General features: G+C 45.5%; 15 protein-coding genes. All 15 read left to right on the top strand.

From position 1 onward, the window contains the following. Positions 1 to 118: 118 nt before the first annotated feature. The 15 genes from ACQQ6X_RS17015 (at position 119) to dut (ending at position 18,730) form a co-directional block, all read left to right on the top strand. Positions 119 to 4,435 carry a PolC-type DNA polymerase III gene (locus ACQQ6X_RS17015; RefSeq protein WP_305166304.1) on the top strand — a complete coding sequence of 1,439 codons (4,317 nt, stop codon included), beginning with the start codon at positions 119 to 121 and terminating at the stop codon, positions 4,433 to 4,435. A 315-nt stretch (positions 4,436 to 4,750) separates the two neighbouring features. After that, positions 4,751 to 5,212 carry a ribosome maturation factor RimP gene (gene rimP / locus ACQQ6X_RS17010; protein ID WP_305166303.1) on the top strand — a complete coding sequence of 154 codons (462 nt, stop codon included), beginning with the start codon at positions 4,751 to 4,753 and terminating at the stop codon, positions 5,210 to 5,212. Positions 5,213 to 5,314: 102 nt separating this feature from the next. Continuing rightward, complete coding sequence (gene nusA / locus ACQQ6X_RS17005) at positions 5,315 to 6,412, top strand: transcription termination factor NusA (RefSeq protein ID WP_063208885.1); 1,098 nt, start codon at positions 5,315 to 5,317, stop codon at positions 6,410 to 6,412. Positions 6,413 to 6,435: 23 nt separating this feature from the next. Beyond that, positions 6,436 to 6,744, top strand: coding sequence for an RNase P modulator RnpM (gene rnpM / locus ACQQ6X_RS17000; protein ID WP_007430067.1), 309 nt, complete (start codon positions 6,436 to 6,438; stop codon positions 6,742 to 6,744). Then, positions 6,737 to 7,060, top strand: coding sequence for a L7Ae/L30e/S12e/Gadd45 family ribosomal protein (locus tag ACQQ6X_RS16995; protein WP_007430068.1), 324 nt, complete (start codon positions 6,737 to 6,739; stop codon positions 7,058 to 7,060). Before rnpM ends, ACQQ6X_RS16995 begins: the two co-directional genes overlap by 8 nt. Beyond that, positions 7,053 to 9,581 carry a translation initiation factor IF-2 gene (infB, locus tag ACQQ6X_RS16990; RefSeq protein ID WP_305166301.1) on the top strand — a complete coding sequence of 843 codons (2,529 nt, stop codon included), beginning with the start codon at positions 7,053 to 7,055 and terminating at the stop codon, positions 9,579 to 9,581. The genes ACQQ6X_RS16995 and infB overlap by 8 nt, the downstream gene beginning before the upstream one ends. A gap of 20 nt (positions 9,582 to 9,601) precedes the next feature. Beyond that, on the top strand, positions 9,602 to 9,952 hold the full coding sequence (gene rbfA / locus ACQQ6X_RS16985) for a 30S ribosome-binding factor RbfA (protein ID WP_013370723.1): 351 nt from the start codon (positions 9,602 to 9,604) through the stop codon (positions 9,950 to 9,952). A gap of 54 nt (positions 9,953 to 10,006) precedes the next feature. Then, positions 10,007 to 10,984 carry a DHH family phosphoesterase gene (locus tag ACQQ6X_RS16980; RefSeq protein ID WP_305166300.1) on the top strand — a complete coding sequence of 326 codons (978 nt, stop codon included), beginning with the start codon at positions 10,007 to 10,009 and terminating at the stop codon, positions 10,982 to 10,984. Beyond that, complete coding sequence (truB, locus tag ACQQ6X_RS16975; protein WP_305166299.1) at positions 10,981 to 11,919, top strand: tRNA pseudouridine(55) synthase TruB; 939 nt, start codon at positions 10,981 to 10,983, stop codon at positions 11,917 to 11,919. Before ACQQ6X_RS16980 ends, truB begins: the two co-directional genes overlap by 4 nt. 167 nt (positions 11,920 to 12,086) lie before the next feature. Next, positions 12,087 to 13,025 (top strand): bifunctional riboflavin kinase/FAD synthetase, encoded by a 939-nt coding sequence (locus ACQQ6X_RS16970; protein WP_149032788.1) that lies wholly within the window; start codon positions 12,087 to 12,089, stop codon positions 13,023 to 13,025. Between the two features lie 132 nt (positions 13,026 to 13,157). Beyond that, positions 13,158 to 13,427 carry a 30S ribosomal protein S15 gene (gene rpsO / locus ACQQ6X_RS16965; RefSeq protein WP_007430074.1) on the top strand — a complete coding sequence of 90 codons (270 nt, stop codon included), beginning with the start codon at positions 13,158 to 13,160 and terminating at the stop codon, positions 13,425 to 13,427. 215 nt (positions 13,428 to 13,642) lie between these two features. Next, complete coding sequence (pnp, locus tag ACQQ6X_RS16960) at positions 13,643 to 15,745, top strand: polyribonucleotide nucleotidyltransferase (protein ID WP_305166298.1); 2,103 nt, start codon at positions 13,643 to 13,645, stop codon at positions 15,743 to 15,745. A 221-nt stretch (positions 15,746 to 15,966) separates the two neighbouring features. Then, positions 15,967 to 16,974 carry a polysaccharide deacetylase family protein gene (locus ACQQ6X_RS16955; RefSeq protein ID WP_305166297.1) on the top strand — a complete coding sequence of 336 codons (1,008 nt, stop codon included), beginning with the start codon at positions 15,967 to 15,969 and terminating at the stop codon, positions 16,972 to 16,974. A 66-nt stretch (positions 16,975 to 17,040) separates the two neighbouring features. Beyond that, a complete protein-coding gene (locus tag ACQQ6X_RS16950) occupies positions 17,041 to 18,300 on the top strand; it encodes a M16 family metallopeptidase (RefSeq protein ID WP_149032791.1) in 1,260 nt (419 codons plus the stop codon). After that, on the top strand, positions 18,284 to 18,730 hold the full coding sequence (gene dut, locus ACQQ6X_RS16945; protein ID WP_305166295.1) for a dUTP diphosphatase: 447 nt from the start codon (positions 18,284 to 18,286) through the stop codon (positions 18,728 to 18,730). The genes ACQQ6X_RS16950 and dut overlap by 17 nt, the downstream gene beginning before the upstream one ends. Positions 18,731 to 18,813: the final 83 nt, after the last annotated feature.

Raw genomic sequence — 18,813 nt, 5'->3', positions numbered from 1 at the left:
TCTATGTTGTTGTGATGAGATTGAAGAAGGCTACGAAAAGCTTTTGCGGTCGGAGATGTTTTAGACGCAGAAGCTTTTCATGTTTTCAGAATGGTAAATGGAAATTGGGGGGAGAGCCATGGGCGGAGCTGAAGAAAAGAGAAAGCGGCTAGAGCTGCTAATGAAGCAGGTTGTAATGCCGGCGGGAGTGGTTGATCCTTATTTTTTGGACGGTTGGATCGATCAGGTTGAGATAAGCCGTGCTAATAAGGATTGGAAGATCACCATTGCCAAGGAGACGCTGGTCCCCGCTCAGGTATATCGTACGTTCTGTATTCAAGTACAGGAAAAAATGAGTCATATCGCTAAAATTACATTCCGCTTTCAGTACGGTGAGCAGGTTCAACCTAGTGATATTATCGGTGAATACTGGAAGCTTTTTTTAGAGTGGGTGCATCGTGAAATTCCATCTGTTAACGGTTGGATGAACCGGGCTGTGCATGAATGGGAAGACGGTCTATTACTACTAACCATGAGCGATAGTATGTCATTAGAGCTGGCACGTAAAAAGCAGATAGATCAAGCTATTATTAAATTTTATGATAAATATTTTGGGCTCTCTATGCGTATTAAGGTCCAGGTGGGTGAAAGTAACCAAGAGGCACTACAGGAATTCCAGGAAAAGAAGATGCAGGAAGAACGCGAAGTTATCCAGCAGATGATGGAAAGTATGGAAGCTGAAATGCCGCCTTTGGAAGAAGAAGAAGGAGATGTACGGCTTCAATTTGGCTATGACATCAAAGAACCAGCTATTCCAATGCAAGAGATTCAAGATGAAGAGAAGAAAGTCACCCTACAAGGAACAATCTTCGGTCTGGACAGTAAAGAATTGCGCAATGGCAGTACGTTATTTACGTATTATTTGACAGACTTTAGTGATTCACTACAAATGAAAATGTTTGCTAAAACGAAAGAAGATCTAAAAATTCTCAGCTTGTTGGCTAACGGTAAATGGGTTAAAGTGCGGGGACGAGTTGAATACGACCGTTTTATGCAAATTCCCGAGCTGGTAATGATTCCTTCCGATCTAGTTGAAGTACAAGCTCCACCTGGACGCAAGGATAATGCAGAGGAAAAACGGGTTGAGTTCCACCTGCACACAAAGATGAGTGCAATGGATGCTGTGACCTCGATTGATCAATATGTCAAAACAGCCGCCAAATGGGGACACAAAGCGATTGCGGTCACCGATCATGGTGGGGTTCAATGCTACCCTGATGCTGCTAAGGCTGCAAAGAAAAACGGTATTAAAATGATCTACGGCATTGAGGCCAATGTGGTTAATGATGCAGTTGAGGTTGTAATGCAGGCGCAGCCTTTAAATCTGAAAACAGCGACTTATGTCGTTTTTGATATTGAAACCACCGGTTTGTCGGTTACACAGAATAAAATTATTGAGATTGCCGCTGTGAAAATGCATGAGGGCAAGGAAATTGATCGTTATGCAACCTTTGTCAATCCGCATGAACGCATACCTTACAACATTCAGCAACTGACCAACATTAACGATGAAATGGTCAAGGATGCGCCGGATGTCGAACCTGTTATGAAGGAGTTCGTAGCTTTTGCTGGCGATGCTGTATTAGTTGCACATAATGCGCGGTTTGATGTCGGCTTTATCCAGGCCACTCTTCGAAAGATGGGCTTGCCTGAAATGACCAATCCGGTGCTGGATACGCTGGAACTGGCTCGTTTGCTGTTTCCTACGTTGAAAAATCATCGTCTGAATACACTGACCGCTAAATATAAAGTTGCATTGGAAAGCCATCACCGCGCTATTGATGATACAGTTGCATTGGCAGAAGTATTGAACGGACTCCTCCATGATGCAGAACAAATTAAGGGTTTTAAAATGCTCGACCGTTTAAATGATTATGTTGGAAAAGACTTATCGACGGTTCGTCCTTTCCATTGCTGCATTTATGCTCTTAATCCGGTTGGTAAGAAAAATCTGTATAAACTGGTTTCTATGTCTCATACCGAATATTTCAAGCGTGTGCCATGTATTCCTAAATCGAAATTGTCCGCGATGAGAGACGGATTGCTTATTATCTCTGGTTGTGAAAAAGGTGAATTCTTTGAGGCTGTGTTGAACAAGTCAGAGGAAGAAGCCGAGGAGATTGCACAGTTTTATGATGTGCTAGAAATTCAACCTTTGACGATGTATATGCATCTGGTGGAAAAGCAATTGGTAAGCGGGCCTGATGCTATAAAAACGGCCATTCGCAAAGTATGCGAAATAGGAAAGCGACTTGATAAGCCTGTAATTGCTACTGGCAATGTTCACTATTTGGAAACTCGTGATAAGCTATACCGCGATATTACCATTCACGGCATTACTGGATTTAGCCCGCTAAAGGATATTCGAAAGCCAGATGCCCATTTGCGGACAACGGATGAAATGCTGGCAGAGTTCGAGTTTTTGGGTGAAGAAAAAGCATATGAAGTCGTTGTGACAAACACTAGCGAGCTGGCGGACCGTTTTGAAGAATTGGAACTGTTCCCCGATAAGCTTTTTACACCATTGCTGGATGGAGCAGACGAGGAAATTCGTAATACATGCTATGAGACGGCTCAATCCATTTATGGCGAACCCTTGCCTGAGGTCGTAGTAGCGCGTCTTGAAAAAGAATTGGAACCAATTATTAAATATGGATTCTCGGCTAACTATCTCATTTCTGAGCGTCTAGTTAAAAAGTCTAACCAGGATGGATACTTGGTAGGTTCACGGGGATCTGTTGGTTCTTCTGTAGTAGCTACGTTTCTCGGTATTTCTGAGGTAAATCCGCTGCCTGCCCATTATATTTGCGGTAATCCTGAATGCAGACACAGCGAATGGTTTCTGGACGGTAGTGTGCCGAGTGGTTTTGACTTGCCAGATAAAAACTGTCCGAATTGCGGTGGCAAGCTTAAGGGAGAGGGACAGGATATACCTTTTGAAACGTTCCTCGGCTTTAAGGGAGATAAAGTTCCCGATATTGACTTGAACTTCTCTGGTGAATATCAACCTGTTGCCCATAACTATACGAAAGTCCTGTTTGGTGAAAAAAGTGTTTTCCGTGCAGGAACCATTGGTACAGTTGCTGAAAAAACGGCGTTTGGTTTTGCCAAAAAATATGAAGAAGCACATCATAAAAAATGGCGCGGAGCTGAGCTGAACAGGCTGGCTTCTGGTTGTACGGGTGTAAAACGCAGCACCGGACAGCATCCGGGCGGGATCGTGGTTGTTCCCGATTATATTGAGGTCGAGGACATTACACCGGTGCAGTACCCGGCTGATGATACGAGCTCGGAATGGAAAACGACACATTTTGATTATCACGCCTTTGATGCGAACTTACTCAAGCTCGATATTCTGGGCCATGATGATCCGACCATGATGAGAATGCTCCAGGATTTGACCGGGGTCGATCCTACGACCATTCCAATGAATGATCCCAAGGTGATGAGTATGTTCAATTCCACGGAGGCGCTCGGTGTAACACCGCAGCAAATCCGCACGCCTGTCGCCACCTATGGTGTGCCAGAGATGGGGACAAAATTTGTACGTCAGATGCTGGTAGAATCGCAGCCGAGTTCTTTTGCCGATTTACTGCAAATTTCCGGTTTGTCTCACGGTACGGGGGTATGGCTGGGGAACGCACAAGAGTTGATTAAAAATAATACATGCAACATCAAGACCGTAATTGGTTGTCGGGATGATATCATGCTGTTTTTGATTTATAAGGCAGGGATGGATGCAGGTCTGGCCTTTAAAATTACGGAGAGCGTGCGTAAAGGTAAAGGGCTTAGTGCCGAATGGATTGAAGAGATGAAAAAATGCAAGGTACCGCAGTGGTACATTGATTCTTGTCTAAAAATCCAATACATGTTCCCGAAGGCGCATGCTGCAGCCTATGTTATTTCAGCGGTGCGTACGGCGTATTTCAAGCTGTATCATCCGATTGAGTACTATGCAACTTACTTCTCAGTACGTGCAGCCGATTTTGATATTGACCTGTGCTGTCAGGGGTATGATGCGATCGCACGGAAGATTGTCGAAATTGAGCAACTTGGTTTCCAGGCTCCACCGAAAGAAAAAGGAATGCTTCCAATCCTGGAGATGGCTCTGGAAATGACGGCTCGCGGGTTTAGTTTTAAATCCATTGACTTGTACCGTTCCGAAGCGACTCGTTTCAAAGTGGACGGGGACTCGCTCATTCCTCCATTCGGAGCCCTGCAGGGTATTGGAGAGAATGCGGCACGTAACATCGCAGCTGCCCGTGAGCAGGGTGAATTTTTGTCTGTTGAGGATTTTCAACAGAAATCGAAGGCTAGTAAAACGATTGTCGAAATGCTGTCGCAAATGGGTTGCTTTCGAGGTCTGCCAGAGAGTAATCAACTGTCTCTCTTTTAAGCAGAACTACAGTAGTCAAGCTCTGGCACTTGTCACATAACTACGGTTATGTTATAATTTTTTTGGTAATCATGGAGATAAAACCGTTGCTAAAAGAGTGGGGAAACCCACTCTTTACTGTTTGATATACAGTTACAACGTGAAAAAAAGGGTATTTTTGGGCAGGCAACCGGTACGCCGGTTTATTTGCAGTGAGCCCAAAATGAACATTACATCAAATGAAAATGAAAATGCCGGTGATGGAGAAGCATTGCCCAAGGCAATAGGGTATCTCTTTTTCACCACAGGAAAGTTCACTTTTGGAGGTTATAATCTTTGAGCACACCAAAGATCAAATCAGTAGTAGAAGAAATGGCCCAACCTTACCTCGATGAGCATGGTTTTGAACTGGTCGATGTCGAGTATGTCAAAGAGGGCAGCAATTGGTTTCTTCGCGTTTTTGTAGATAAAGACGGAGGAATTGATCTGGACGACTGTAGTATGATCAGTGAATATTTGGGTCAAAAGCTGGATGAAAATGACCCTGTTTCTACAGCATATTTTCTTGAGGTGTCTTCACCAGGCGCCGAGAGACCGCTGAAAAAAGCGGAGGATGTTACTAAAGCGGTAGGCAAAAACGTATTCGTTACTACATACGAGCCGATTAACGGTCTGAAAGAATTTGAAGGCCGTTTGCTTTCTTTTGAAGATGGGGAACTCACCGTCAAAAGCGGACAAAAGAAGCATACCATTCCTTATGACAAGGTAGCTGGTGCAAGGCTCGCGATCATATTTTAATTCAGATTTGATTGTTGTTGTTTGACATGTACTACATGTTTTTTTGCCTCGTGTGCCGACCAGTACGCAGGTGTCATCATTTGAAAGGGGGAGCAGTAATCCATGAGTATGGATTTTATTGAAGCAATGAACGAGTTGGAAAGAGAAAAGGGGATCAGTAAGGATGTGCTGTTTGAGGCCATTGAAGCAGCCCTGATTTCCAGCTACAAACGGAATTTCAATACTGCACAAAACGTGCGTGTTGATATGAACCGCAACTCGGGAGTCATTAAGGTATATGCCCGCAAGCTGATTGTTGAGGAGGTATTGGATCCTCGTACCGAGATTTCGTTGCCGGCTGCCCGTGAGATTAACCCACATTTTCAGTTGGAGGATATCGCTGAAATTGAAGTCACACCACGTGATTTTGGACGGATTGCTGCACAAACAGCGAAGCAGGTCGTGACCCAACGCATCCGCGAAGCGGAACGGGGACTGATCTACAACAAGTTTGTGGACAAGGAAGAGGATATTGTAACAGGAACTGTACAGCGTCAAGACCCACGTAATATTTATATCGATCTTGGCAAGGTGGAAGCGGTTCTCCCGTTGAGTGAGCTGATGCCTAATGAGAAGTTTAACCATCTGGATCGGATTAAGGCTTATATTACCAAGGTGGAGAACACAACTAAAGGACCGCAAATTATGCTGTCCCGATCACATCCGGGTCTGCTTAAGCGTTTGTTCGAACTCGAAGTGCCTGAAATTTTTGACGGTGTTGTAGAGATTCGTTCCGTAGCGCGTGAAGCAGGCTTCCGTTCTAAAATCGCAGTTCATTCTCGTAACGCCGAGGTTGATCCGGTAGGTTCTTGTGTGGGACCAAGAGGAACGCGCGTACAGACCATTGTAAACGAGCTGCGTGGCGAAAAAATCGATATTGTACGCTATTCTGATAATGTTGATGAATACGTGGCTAATGCTTTGAGTCCGTCCAAGGTGCTTGAAGTACAGGTATTTGAAGAAGAGAAAATGGCGCGCGTCATAGTGCCTGATTATCAGCTTTCGCTGGCGATTGGTATCAAAGGGCAAAATGCTCGCCTTGCTGCCAAGCTAACTGGCTGGAAAATTGATATTAAGAGTGAAACACAGGCGGAGGAAGAGTTCGGCAGACCGAGAACATCCACCGATGAAATGCATCAGGATTCCGTTTCTGTAGATTAAGCGGAGTGTAGGGGGGTTAATGCATGAAACAGAGAAAGATACCTTTGCGTAAATGTGTCGCCTGTCATGAAATGATGCCAAAGAAGCAGTTAATCCGTGTCGTCAAAACCCCTGAGGACGAAGTGTTGATTGACTTGACTGGCAAAAAGTCGGGACGCGGCGCTTACTTGTGCGGCAAAGCCGCCTGCTTCAAGCTGGCTCAAAAGAGCAAGGCACTGGATCGAGCATTGAAGCACTCGGTCCATCCTGATATTTATGAGCAGCTAAGTCGTGATTTTGCTGCCGTCGAGGAAGAATTCCTGGCGGCACAAGGCAGCGTGCAGGATGAATAAGGCGCTGTCTGGATTGGGGCTTGCCATGAGAGCCGGCAAGCTGCTAACAGGTGATGAGATCGTTTATAAAGCGATCAGGTCTTCAGAAGCCAAGCTGGTCATTCTTGCTAAAGATGCTTCAATGAATACTCAAAAGAAATTCCGCGACAAATGCGGAACGTACAAAATCCCCTTATTGATAGGATTTGACCGGGAAAGCTTGGGAAGCAGCATCGGCAAACCTGAACGGGTCGTGCTAGCTGTGACGGATCAAGGATTCGCGAAATTGATCATGAAACATGCGGGGATAATGTCGGAGGTGGAGTATATTGAGTAAACAAGAAAGCAAAGACAAAGTGCGGGTATACGAATACGCCAAATCGTTAAACATGAGCAGCAAAGAAATTATCACCATTCTTAAACGGCTGGATATTCCCGTAAACAACCATATGAGCGTCATAGAACATGATGCCGTAGGTAAAGTGGAAAATTTTTTTAAGAATATTAAATCCAATGCTGCGGTCAAGCAAGGCGAAGCAGGCACGGCGCAAGTAAGCTCGAATCAGACCGGTTCAAGCCAGAATAGTAATCAGTCAACGGAGCAAACCAAAAATCAACAGGAAAAGCAGGTAAGTATGAATAGGACAAACAACAACCAAAACAGTAACCGAAGTAGCGCTCCAAAAGCGCAAAGCAGTCAGCAGGGCGGTCAAAACCGCAGTCAACAAAGTTCTAGTAGACCAGGCGGCCAGCAAGGCGCTCAGAACCGTAGCAACGGTCAACAGCAGGGAGGACAACAGCGTACTGGTAGCAATAACACAGGTTCACGTCCTCAGGGAAGCAGCCAGGGTGGTGCGGCAGTAAGAACTTCCTCTTCTGCAGGAAGCAACAATTCGAACCGCAGTGGTGGCAACCGTACAGGTGGCAATTCCAACAACAGCGGTAACCGTTCCGGCCAAGGACGTTTTGACGATAATCGTCAAGGCGGAGGACGCGGTGGTAACGGTGGCCGTGGAGGCAACAACCGCGGGGGCAGCAATCGTGGTGGTAAATTCAACAACCGTGGTAAAGGTCAACAACAGGAGCGCCGCGAGAAAATCGACAACACGCCTAAGAAAATTATTGTGCGTGGTGAGATGACTGTTGGTGAAACAGCCAAGCTTCTTCACAAGGATGCTTCAGAAGTCATCAAAAAGCTGATTATGCTCGGAACAATGGCGACCATCAACCAAGAACTAGATATGGACACTATTCTCTTGCTTGCTGGTGATTTTGGCGTTGAGGTAGAAGTGAAAATCCCAGTCGAAGAAGATCGTTTTGAAACTGTGGAAGAAAATGACGATCCAGCGGATTTGAGAACACGTCCACCCGTTGTAACGATTATGGGGCACGTCGATCATGGTAAAACAACTTTGCTGGATGCCATTCGTTCAACAAATGTAACCGGTGGCGAAGCTGGTGGTATTACACAGCATATTGGTGCCTACCAAGTTGAAATTAACGGCAAAAAAATCACTTTCTTGGATACACCGGGTCACGAAGCCTTTACTGCTATGCGTGCACGTGGTGCGCAAGTAACAGATATGACGATTATTGTGGTTGCAGCTGATGACGGTGTTATGCCACAAACCGTTGAAGCTATTAGCCATGCTAAAGCAGCGGGTCTACCAATCATCGTAGCTGTAAACAAGATCGACAAACCGGATGCCAACCCGGACAAAGTAAAGCAAGAACTCACAGAATATGAATTGGTACCTGAAGAGTGGGGCGGCGATACAATTTTCGTCAACGTTTCCGCTAAACAAAGAATGGGTCTGGAAGATCTGCTTGAAATGATTCTGCTCGTAGCTGAAGTGAATGAGTACAAAGCGAATCCAGATAAACGGGCACGTGGTACCATTATTGAGGCTGAGCTGGATAAAGGTCGCGGTTCTGTAGCTCGTATTCTTGTTCAAAACGGTACACTGAAAGTCGGCGATGCTTTCGTAGCAGGTAACTGCTTCGGACGTGTACGTGCCATGGTCAACGATAAAGGCCGTCGTCTTAAGGAAGCAGGTCCTTCCACTCCAGTTGAAATTACTGGTTTGACAGAAGTTCCACTTGCTGGCGATCCGTTCATGGTGTTTGAGGATGAGCGCAAAGCTCGTGCTATTGCTGACAAGCGTGCGATTACACAACGTCAATCTGATCTGGGCAGCAATACCCGCGTAACGCTGGATGACCTGTTCCAACACATCAAGGATGGCGAGATGAAGGATCTGAACGTCATTATTAAGGGTGACGTACAAGGTTCTGTCGAAGCGCTGAAGGGCTCCTTGAACAAGATTGAAGTTGAAGGTGTACGCGTTAAAATTCTTCACAGTGGTGCAGGTGCAATCACCGAATCCGATATTATTTTGGCTGCGGCATCCAATGCCATTGTCATTGGCTTTAACGTTCGCCCTGATAATCAGGCGAAATCTACAGCGGAAGCTGAAAAAGTAGACATTCGTCTGCATCGCGTTATTTATAATGTTATTGAAGAGATCGAGCAGGCTATGAAAGGCATGCTGGACCCTGAATATAAGGAAAATGTGATCGGTCACGCTGAAGTTCGTAACGTGTTTAAAGTTACTAAAGTCGGAACGATTGCTGGTTGTATGGTAACGTCCGGTAAAATTACGCGTACAGCAGAAGCACGTCTGATCCGTGACGGTATCGTGATTTTTGAAGGTAAAATAGACTCACTGAAACGCTTCAAGGACGACGCAAAAGAAGTTGCCCAAGGTTACGAATGTGGTATTACCCTTGATGGTTATAATGATGTTAAGGAATCCGACATTATTGAAGCGTTCGTCATGGAAACAGTGGAGCGCTAACGGCAGAGAGGTGAGCATCCATGGCTAAAATACGTACAGGTCGAGTTGGCGAGCAGATTAAGAAGGAGCTAAGCCTACTTATACAGACCGAATTAAAAGATCCACGTATCGGTTTTATTACGGTAACGGGTGTCGATGTGACAAACGATTTGTCCCAAGCGAAAGTATACTTGAGCGTACTTGGAGATGAAGAACAAAAAACTTCCTCCCTGAAGGCACTGGACAAAGCAAACGGTTATCTTCGTTCTGAACTTGGCAAACGGATACGACTTCGTCATATTCCTGAGCTGATTTTCAAAATTGACGAATCTATTGCTTACGGCAGCCGCATTGAAAAGCTGTTGAGTGATATCGACAAGGACGAGAAATGAGATAAAATTTCTGTCAGTATGAAGAACCATGAACTGAATGTAAAGGAGACGGCAATGCATACCTATGAACAGGCACTTCAACAAGCGAAGGAATTTATTCTGGAGCATGATGATTACCTGATCGTATCGCATGTACAGCCGGACGGAGACGCAGTCAGCTCCACCGTAACGGTGGGCTGGCTTCTCTCATGTCTGGGGAAGAAATTCACCATGTTGAATGAGGGACCTATTCCTAAACGCATGGATTTTTTATGGCATGCCGATGAGATTATGGATATGAATCAACAACCGCCAGAACGGAAATACAACCGGATCATTTGTGTAGATTGTGCTGATTACCGTCGTGTTGGCTTGACAGAGCAGTTTTTTACGGAAGATGCCATTATTCTGAATATTGATCACCATCCAACAAATGATGCTTATGGTGCGGTTAATGTAATTAAGTCGGACGCTGCGGCAACAGCGGAGATTTTGTTTGATTTATTGGAAAAGTTTGCAGTAGCCTGGGACGTTGAAGTGGCAACGGCTGTATATACCGGATTGCTGACGGATACAGGAGGTTTCCGCTACTCCAACACTTCACCGAAAGTGATGTCTACGGTATCACAGCTTCTTGCTTACGGAGTGGATGGTCCGTTTTTGTCCGAGAAACTACTTGAGGAAATGACATTTCCCCAAATGAAAGTGCTGACCAAGGCATTGCAAACGCTCACGATGTCGGAGGATGGGAAAGTTGCCTGGGTCGTTGTAACACCTGATGATATGGTAGAATGTGGTGCTGTAAATGAGGATTTGGAAGGCATCGTGAATTATCCAAGAAATATCCGTGGGGTTGAAGTAGGCATTTTCTTTAAAGTTATTAATGATCAAGCGGCCAAGGCAAGTTTGAGATCGGCAGGGAATGTTGATGTAGCTGCGCTGGCTCAATCCTTCGGGGGTGGTGGACATGTACGCGCGGCCGGCTGTCGGGTAGAGGGGAAGCTGGAAGATATCATCGAGACCGTTGTAGGGCGGGTGAAGTCTGAGCTATGAATCCAATAAATAAGGGGCAGGCAGTATGGGAAGGTGTTCTTCCTGTCTATAAGCCTGCTGGATTTACCTCTCATGATGTCGTGGCCAAGGCTCGCCGTTTGTTGGGGATGAAGCGAATTGGACATACCGGAACGCTAGATCCACAGGTAACCGGTGTACTGCCGTTGTGTCTGGGACGCGCTACCCGAGTGGTGGAATATATGCAAGAGCGGCCCAAGGAGTACCAGGCTACACTGCGCTTAGGTATTGCTACGGATACCGAAGACCTGACTGGGACAATTACAGAAGAGAGCGAACGTTCGGTTGAGGTGACCGAAATGGAAGCCAAAGCGGTTTTGGAACGTTTTGTTGGTACGATTTCCCAGGTTCCACCAATGTACTCTGCACTCAAAGTAGATGGAAAACGTTTATACGAGCTGGCTCGAGAAGGCAAAACTGTGGAGCGTAAAAGTCGTGAAGTGAGTATTTATGAGCTCGAAATGACAGGTTTTGCGAAGATGGGACCGCATGTGGATATTTCTTTTCGTGCTTTATGCTCCAAAGGGACTTATATCCGTACGCTATGTGTTGATATTGGCCGTGAATTAGGATATCCTTCAACGATGGTTAAGCTGGAGCGAACTATGTCTGCGGGAATTACTGCAGAACATTGTTTAACATTCGAAGAAATTGAACGCTATGTAGCGGATGGCAGCCTGAGTGAGCGGCTTATTGCCACTGATAAAGCAATTGATTATATGCCCGAGCATACAGTGGCTGAAGCCAAGGCAGCTGCGGCTCTGCAAGGTCAACGCTTGTCGCTGAGTATGATTTCACCACCGGTAACGGACAGCCAGCCGTTCCGGCTCTATAAAGAGGATAAAACATTTTTAGGCATATATGGACGGGATGAATCAGGCGCGATCGCCCCAATTAAAGTTTTTTTAAGCGTATAGAATTTACAAATTCTCAGCGGAGCTGAACCATTCTATAATCGTCAGAAAACTTCCCCTAGGCACGGTTAGGCTTCCGTGAAATTATGCCTAAAGACGTTTTTCACCATGAATTGTGCTATAATTTTTGACGAAGTTAGTCAAATGATGTGAAATGCAGGTGAATGAATATGATTACCGTATCGTTATCTTATCCATTGAGTGATGAGCTATTGCAGCAATGGGGACGTCCACAAGTCACGGCGATCGGCCAGTTCGACGGCCTTCATCTGGGACATGCAAGCGTGATACGCAAGGCCGTCGCGCTCGCTCGTGAACAGAAAGTGCCAGTATCTGTCATGACATTTCACCCTCATCCGAAGGAAGTCATGAAAAAAGGCGATTATGAAGGTTATTTAACACCGCTTGCAGACAAGCAGACCATTTTGGCCGATATGGGCGTGGATGTACTTTATATTTTAAGTTTTAACGAACAATTTTCCAAGGTCAGCCCAGAGGATTTTATAACTGATGTGTTGCTTCCATTACAAATTCGAACGGCTGTAGTAGGTTTTGATTTTAGGTTTGGCCACCGGGGAGCCGGGCACGAGGATACGCTTCGGAAGCTGGGAGGAGACCTGATGTCTGTCTACACTGTACCACCATTTGAGCTGGATGGGGATAAGGTAAGCAGCTCAGGCATTCGCCGTGCTTTACAGACGGGGGATTTGGCACATGCTTCGCGCTGGTTGGGACGCCCTTATCGTATCCAGGGTACTGTGATGGATGGTGAGAAACGCGGACGCACAATCGGTTTTCCGACAGCTAATCTTAAGCTGGATGATTCTTATGTCATTCCGGTTAAGGGTGTATACGCTGTACGGGCGCTCGTAGGTGATCATTGGATAAATGGTGTAATGAATGTAGGGGTTAAGCCTACTTTTCATGAAGGTGTGCTGAATCCGTCGTTTGAGGTACATCTTTTTGATTTTAATCAACAAATTTATGGGGAGCCTGTGCTCGTTGAACTTCATCATTACATCCGCCCTGAACGCAAATTCTCGTCGGTGGATGAGTTGATTAATCAAATTGGCAATGACGCACAAACGGCTAAAAAGCTGCTGGGCTAATTTATTTACATAAGACAGGCGCTATGGTATACTGACTTATGTTGTGTAAACAACGATGAACCTTAGCTTGGTTGTCCGCTTTCACCGGCGGTTACGAGGCTAATGGCGATTATAATGAAGGAGGTGAACAGGATGGCATTGACTCAAGAGCGTAAACAGCAATTGATCGAGGAGTACAAAACTCATGAATCCGATACAGGATCACCTGAGGTACAAATCGCTATCCTTACTGAAAACATCGTCAACTTGCAAAGTCACTTTCGTTCGCACAAGAAAGACCATCACTCCCGCCGCGGGTTGTTGAAAATGGTCGGTCAGCGTCGTAAACTTTTGGCTTACCTGAAGAAGACTGATGTTAAACGTTACAGTGCGTTGATCGAGCGTCTCGGACTGCGTCGTTAATTTTCAGACATGTAATGAGAAAAGAAGCCTGGTTGTTCACCGCTTGTCCCTGCTAAGGCGACGGCGGACAGCAGCCGGGTTCTTTTTTGAAATGAGGAATCTTTTTTTGAATTACATTTCCTAATTTGTCTGTTGGGCTTCTTATGAATAAGACCTGCGCAGGAAATACTGGATATGTATAGAACTTTTACGATGAAATGAAATGGAGGGATACCATGGAGCAACGCGTAGAAATGCAACTCGGCGGAAGAAAGCTGGTGCTTGAAACAGGACGTCTTGCAAAACAAGCCAATGCGGCAGTTAAAGTAAGTTACGGAGAAACAGTTGTGCTATGTACTGTGACCGCTTCCCGTGAACCCAAAGATTTGGACTTTTTTCCGCTGACCGTGAACTATGAGGAAAGATTGTATGCTGTAGGGAAAATTCCTGGCGGATTTATTAAGCGTGAAGGACGCCCGAGTCAAAAGGCGATTTTATCCAGTCGCTTGACAGACCGTCCAATTCGCCCATTGTTCCCTGAAGGTTTCCGAAATGATGTACAGGTGTTGAACCTAGTTATGAGTGTTGATCAGGATTGCGAACCTGAAATTGCAGCCATGATTGGAACCTCGGCAGCACTCAGTATTTCGGATGTACCTTTTAATGGACCAATAGGCGGTGTTGCTGTAGGTCGTGTAGACGGGCAATTTGTAATTAATCCAGATATTGCACAGCAGAATGCAAGCGATCTGTACCTCGTTGTAGCCGGAACGAAAGATGCCATTATGATGGTAGAAGCAGAAGGCGATGAAATTCCAGAGGAAGTTATGCTCGAAGCTATTATGTTCGGACATGATGAGATTAAGAACATTGTGGCAGTTATTGAACAATTGGTGCAAGTAGCAGGTAAAGAGAAAATGCAGGTTAAGCTGCATGCTGTTGATGAAAAAGTGAACAGTGAAGTACGTGCTTATGCAGCTGAGCGTTTGGTGGAAGCTGTTAAAATTGCAGAAAAACATGCCCGTCAAGAGGCGATTGATGCAGTTAACAAAGAGACCGTTGCTCATTTTGAAGCACAATACATAGAGACACCTGAGCTGTTAAGCGATGTGAGCGAAGTTCTCTATGATATCGTTAAGGAAGAAGTCCGTCGTCTGATTACGCATGATAAAGTGCGTCCTGATGGTCGTAAGCTTGACGAAATTCGTCCGATTGAAAGTGATACTAGCATTTTGCCGCGTACGCACGGTTCAGGCTTATTTACACGTGGGCAAACACAGGCGCTTAGTGTTTGTACTCTTGGTGCATTAGGAGACGTACAAATTCTGGACGGTATTGATCTGGAAGAAACTAAACGCTTCATGCATCATTACAATTTCCCTCCATTCAGCGTAGGTGAGGCTCGTCCTTTGCGTGCGCCGGGTCGTCGTGAAATCGGACATGGTGCTCTGGGTGAGCGTGCACTTTCCAAAGTAATTCCTTCTGAAACTGAATTTCCGTACACGATCCGTCTAGTTTCCGAAGTGCTGGAATCGAATGGATCGACCTCACAAGCTAGTATTTGTGCAAGCACACTGGCTATGATGGATGCAGGTGTACCGATTAAAGCTCCAGTTGCAGGTGTGGCTATGGGATTGATCAAGGATGGAGATCATGTTTCCGTATTGACGGATATCCAAGGCATGGAAGATCATCTGGGCGATATGGACTTTAAAGTTGCTGGTACAGCGGAAGGCGTAACTGCCATTCAAATGGATATTAAAATTGACGGCATTGACCGCAAAATTTTACAGGATGCGCTTAAGCAAGCTAGAGAAGGACGTTTGTTCATTCTTAGCAAAATGATGGAAGCGATCCAGAAACCACGTGAACAGTTGTCTCCGTATGCTCCGAAAATTATGACAATGAACATTAACCCGGACAAAATCCGTGATGTTATTGGAGCTGGTGGTAAAATCATCAACAAGATCATCGAAGAAACCGGCGTGAAGATCGATATTGAACAAGATGGTCGTGTGTTCATCGCCTCTACGAATCAAGAGATGAATGAGAAGGCGCGTTCCATTATTGAAGGTATCGTAAAAGAAGTCGTGGTCGGCGAGATTTACATCGGTACAGTCAAACGGATTGAAAAATTTGGCGCATTTGTTGAAATTTTACCGGGTAAAGATGGTCTGGTTCATATTTCTCAACTGTCTACTGAGCGTGTAGCCAAAGTTGAAGATGTCATTGCTATTGGCGATACGATAACGGTGAAAGTAACTGAGATCGATCAGCAAGGTCGTGTCAATTTGTCGCGTAAGGCAGTATTGACAGCTGAAGCTCCTGCAAAGTCCTAGGTTATGCTTTGCGAGCCACAGTAATGGCTGTCAATACGTTTATGTTGGATAGGGATTTGAATAGCATTAATTAAGCTTTTGGAAAGAGGCAGAGCTACGTTTCTGGCTCTTTTTTCATACATATGCATATGCTGTGTCTAAACGAGCTTCTATAGTTTGCTACGTCATAGATCTTGTCCTCCTCGCATACAATGTGGACAAACGAGCGGGAGGATGAAGGAATGATGAGTAGGGTGAAACGTGCAGTGTGGGTGGTAGCCAGTTTAGCCATCACACTGGTAATTGGGCAGTTTAGCGGGGTTCGTGACTATGCTAGTCAATTACGCAATGGAGATGTTACAGGAACTGAAGAGCCTGAAGCTGTGCCCACGATGGCGGTAGCACCTTTACCTGATAATGCGCTTATGCAGCGATTAAAGACAGAAGCAGCGCGTCAGCGAAGGGAACCAGTTGATGCCAAGGTCGACAGGGTATGGAAGGCTATCCCAGGTTATAACGGACTGGAGGTCGATGTGGATGCTACCTATCGCAAAGCCATTGCAGCACCAGATCGGCCTATTCAATATGTATATCGCCAACTGGCACCCAAAATACATTTAAATCAACTGGGCAATGTCCCAATTTACAGGGGCAATCCTGAAAAACCAATGGTCTCCTTCATGATCAATGTAGCATGGGGTAATGAGTTTATCGAGCCTATATTGAATACATTGGATCAGGAGAAGGTGAAGGCCACTTTTTTTCTTGATGGAAGCTGGCTGAAAAAAAATCCTGAACTCGCCAAGGAAATTCAAAAAAGAGGACATGAGCTTTCTAATCATGCCTACTCTCATCCGGATATGAGCCGTCTGAGCCGGGCTAGAGCCGTACAAGAAATCGAAAAGACGGAAGAGCTTCTGCAACAAACTTTAGGTGTCAAAAATATTTGGTTTGCCCCTCCATCGGGCGATTTTAATCAACAAACGGTGGATATAGCGGCAGAGCATGGGCTCAAAACAGTACTGTGGACTTTAGACACCGTAGACTGGAGACATCCATCGCCGGAATCGGTGATTCATAAAATCAGCAGTAAGGTGGAGTCCGGCTCCCTGATATTGATGCACCCAACAGATTCCTCCGCTGCTGCTCTCAAGGGTATGATCCATGCCATTCGTAGTAAAGGACTTGTGCCTGGAACAGTCAGTCAGACGCTTTCCCCTGATCGGCAGCTACCAGCTCCGGTTGAGTGAACGTCTTTTTTCTGTTAGGATTGAACATTATGGCTAAGTATGCAATTCAGTTTAGGAGGGCCAAGCGTGGAAAGAATTCAACTCAAAAACGGCCTAAGAGTGGTCATTGAAAAAATTCCAACCGTGCGTTCTGTTTCTTTCGGCATCTGGGTTAAAACCGGTTCCCGAAATGAGACACCGGACAATAGCGGTATTTCTCATTTTATTGAACACATGCTTTTCAAAGGAACCGAGCGTTTTAGTGCTAAGGAAATCGCTGAGCAATTTGACGCCATCGGAGGAAATGTTAATGCTTTCACTTCGAAGGAATATACGTGCTATTATGCGAAAGTGCTAGATGAGCATCTACCGATCGCGGTCGATGTACTGTCTGATATGTTCTTTCATTCCAAATTGGATGGGGAAGAGCTGGCAAGAGAGAAAAATGTGATTTTGGAGGAAATCTCCATGTACGAGGACACACCGGATGATATGGTGCATGATCTTGTATCTCTGGCGGCCTATGGTGAACATCCACTGGCTTATCCGATTCTTGGAACCGAAAATCATCTGCTAGCTATGGACAGCTCACATCTCAGCCAATATATGAAGGAGCACTATACAATCGACAATACAGTTATCAGTGTGGCTGGTAATGTTGACGATCGGCTTGTAGAATTGCTGGAGCAACATTTTGGACATTTCGATAATCACGGAATCGTTTCGCCGCTGACAGTACCTGCGTTTAACGGCAAGCTGTTGTATCACGAGAAAGCAACAGAGCAGAATCATATTTGTCTGTCCCTGCCTGGATTTGCAATAGGCGACGATCTTCAGTATGCTATGGTTTTGCTGAATAACGCGATCGGCGGGGGCATGAGCTCACGTTTATTCCAAGAAATTCGTGAAAAACGTGGACTGGCTTATTCGGTTTATTCCTATCATAGCTCCCATGCAGATAGTGGAATGTTCACGATTTATGCAGGTACGGCTCCTAAGCAAACAAAGGACGTGCTCGATTTGACGCTGGAGCTGTTGCGAGATGTGGCTGTCAACGGCTTGGACGCTACTGAGCTTCGTAAAGGCAAGGAGCAGCTAAAAGGAAGTCTGATCTTAAGCCTTGAGAGTACAGGTAGTCGAATGAATCGTCTTGGAAAGAATGAGTTAATGTTAGGTCAGCATTATACGCTGGATCAAATGATCGAACACATCGATCAAGTGACGGCTGATGATGTGAACAAAGTGCTGGATCGGATGTTTTCGGAGCCGTTTGCTCTGTCCATGGTCGGAGCAAGTGATTCAGCGGTTAAGGATATGAGGAGGGACTATTTTGTTAACTTACGTTGAAATTAACAGACTCGGGGGCAATGAAGATATAGAGCTACCCCGTAAAATGTCAGAGCTTGCATCCGGGTTTGACTTGTATGCAGCAGTACAGGAGGATTTGGTTCTGGAACCCGGCAAACGTTGTCTCGTTCCAACTGGATTTGCAATAGCTATGCCAGCAGGATTAGAAGCACAAATCCGTCCTCGTAGTGGACTGGCTCTCAAGCATGGTATCACTTGTCTTAACACACCTGGAACGATTGATGCAGATTATCGTGGGGAAATTAAGGTGCTTCTTATCAATTTAGGCGAAGAACCGTTCACCATTACGCGCAATGAGCGAATTGCACAAATGGTATTTCAGATTGTGCCTGAGGTCGAGCTGAAGCAAGTAGAGCATTTGTCTGAAACCGTGCGTGGGGCTGGAGGCTTTGGTCATACAGGGCGCTGAATCTGCGGCTCACTTGCAAAACTTGCAATGTAATGTAATGCAATTGTCCATTTTATAAAAGTCTCAATATTACTTGCTTTAGA

This window comes from Paenibacillus ottowii, assembly GCF_050516475.1.
GTDB lineage: Bacteria > Bacillota > Bacilli > Paenibacillales > Paenibacillaceae > Paenibacillus > Paenibacillus ottowii.
The sequence above is the reverse complement of the archived record's forward strand: the minus strand, read 5'-3'. Positions and strand labels throughout refer to the sequence as shown.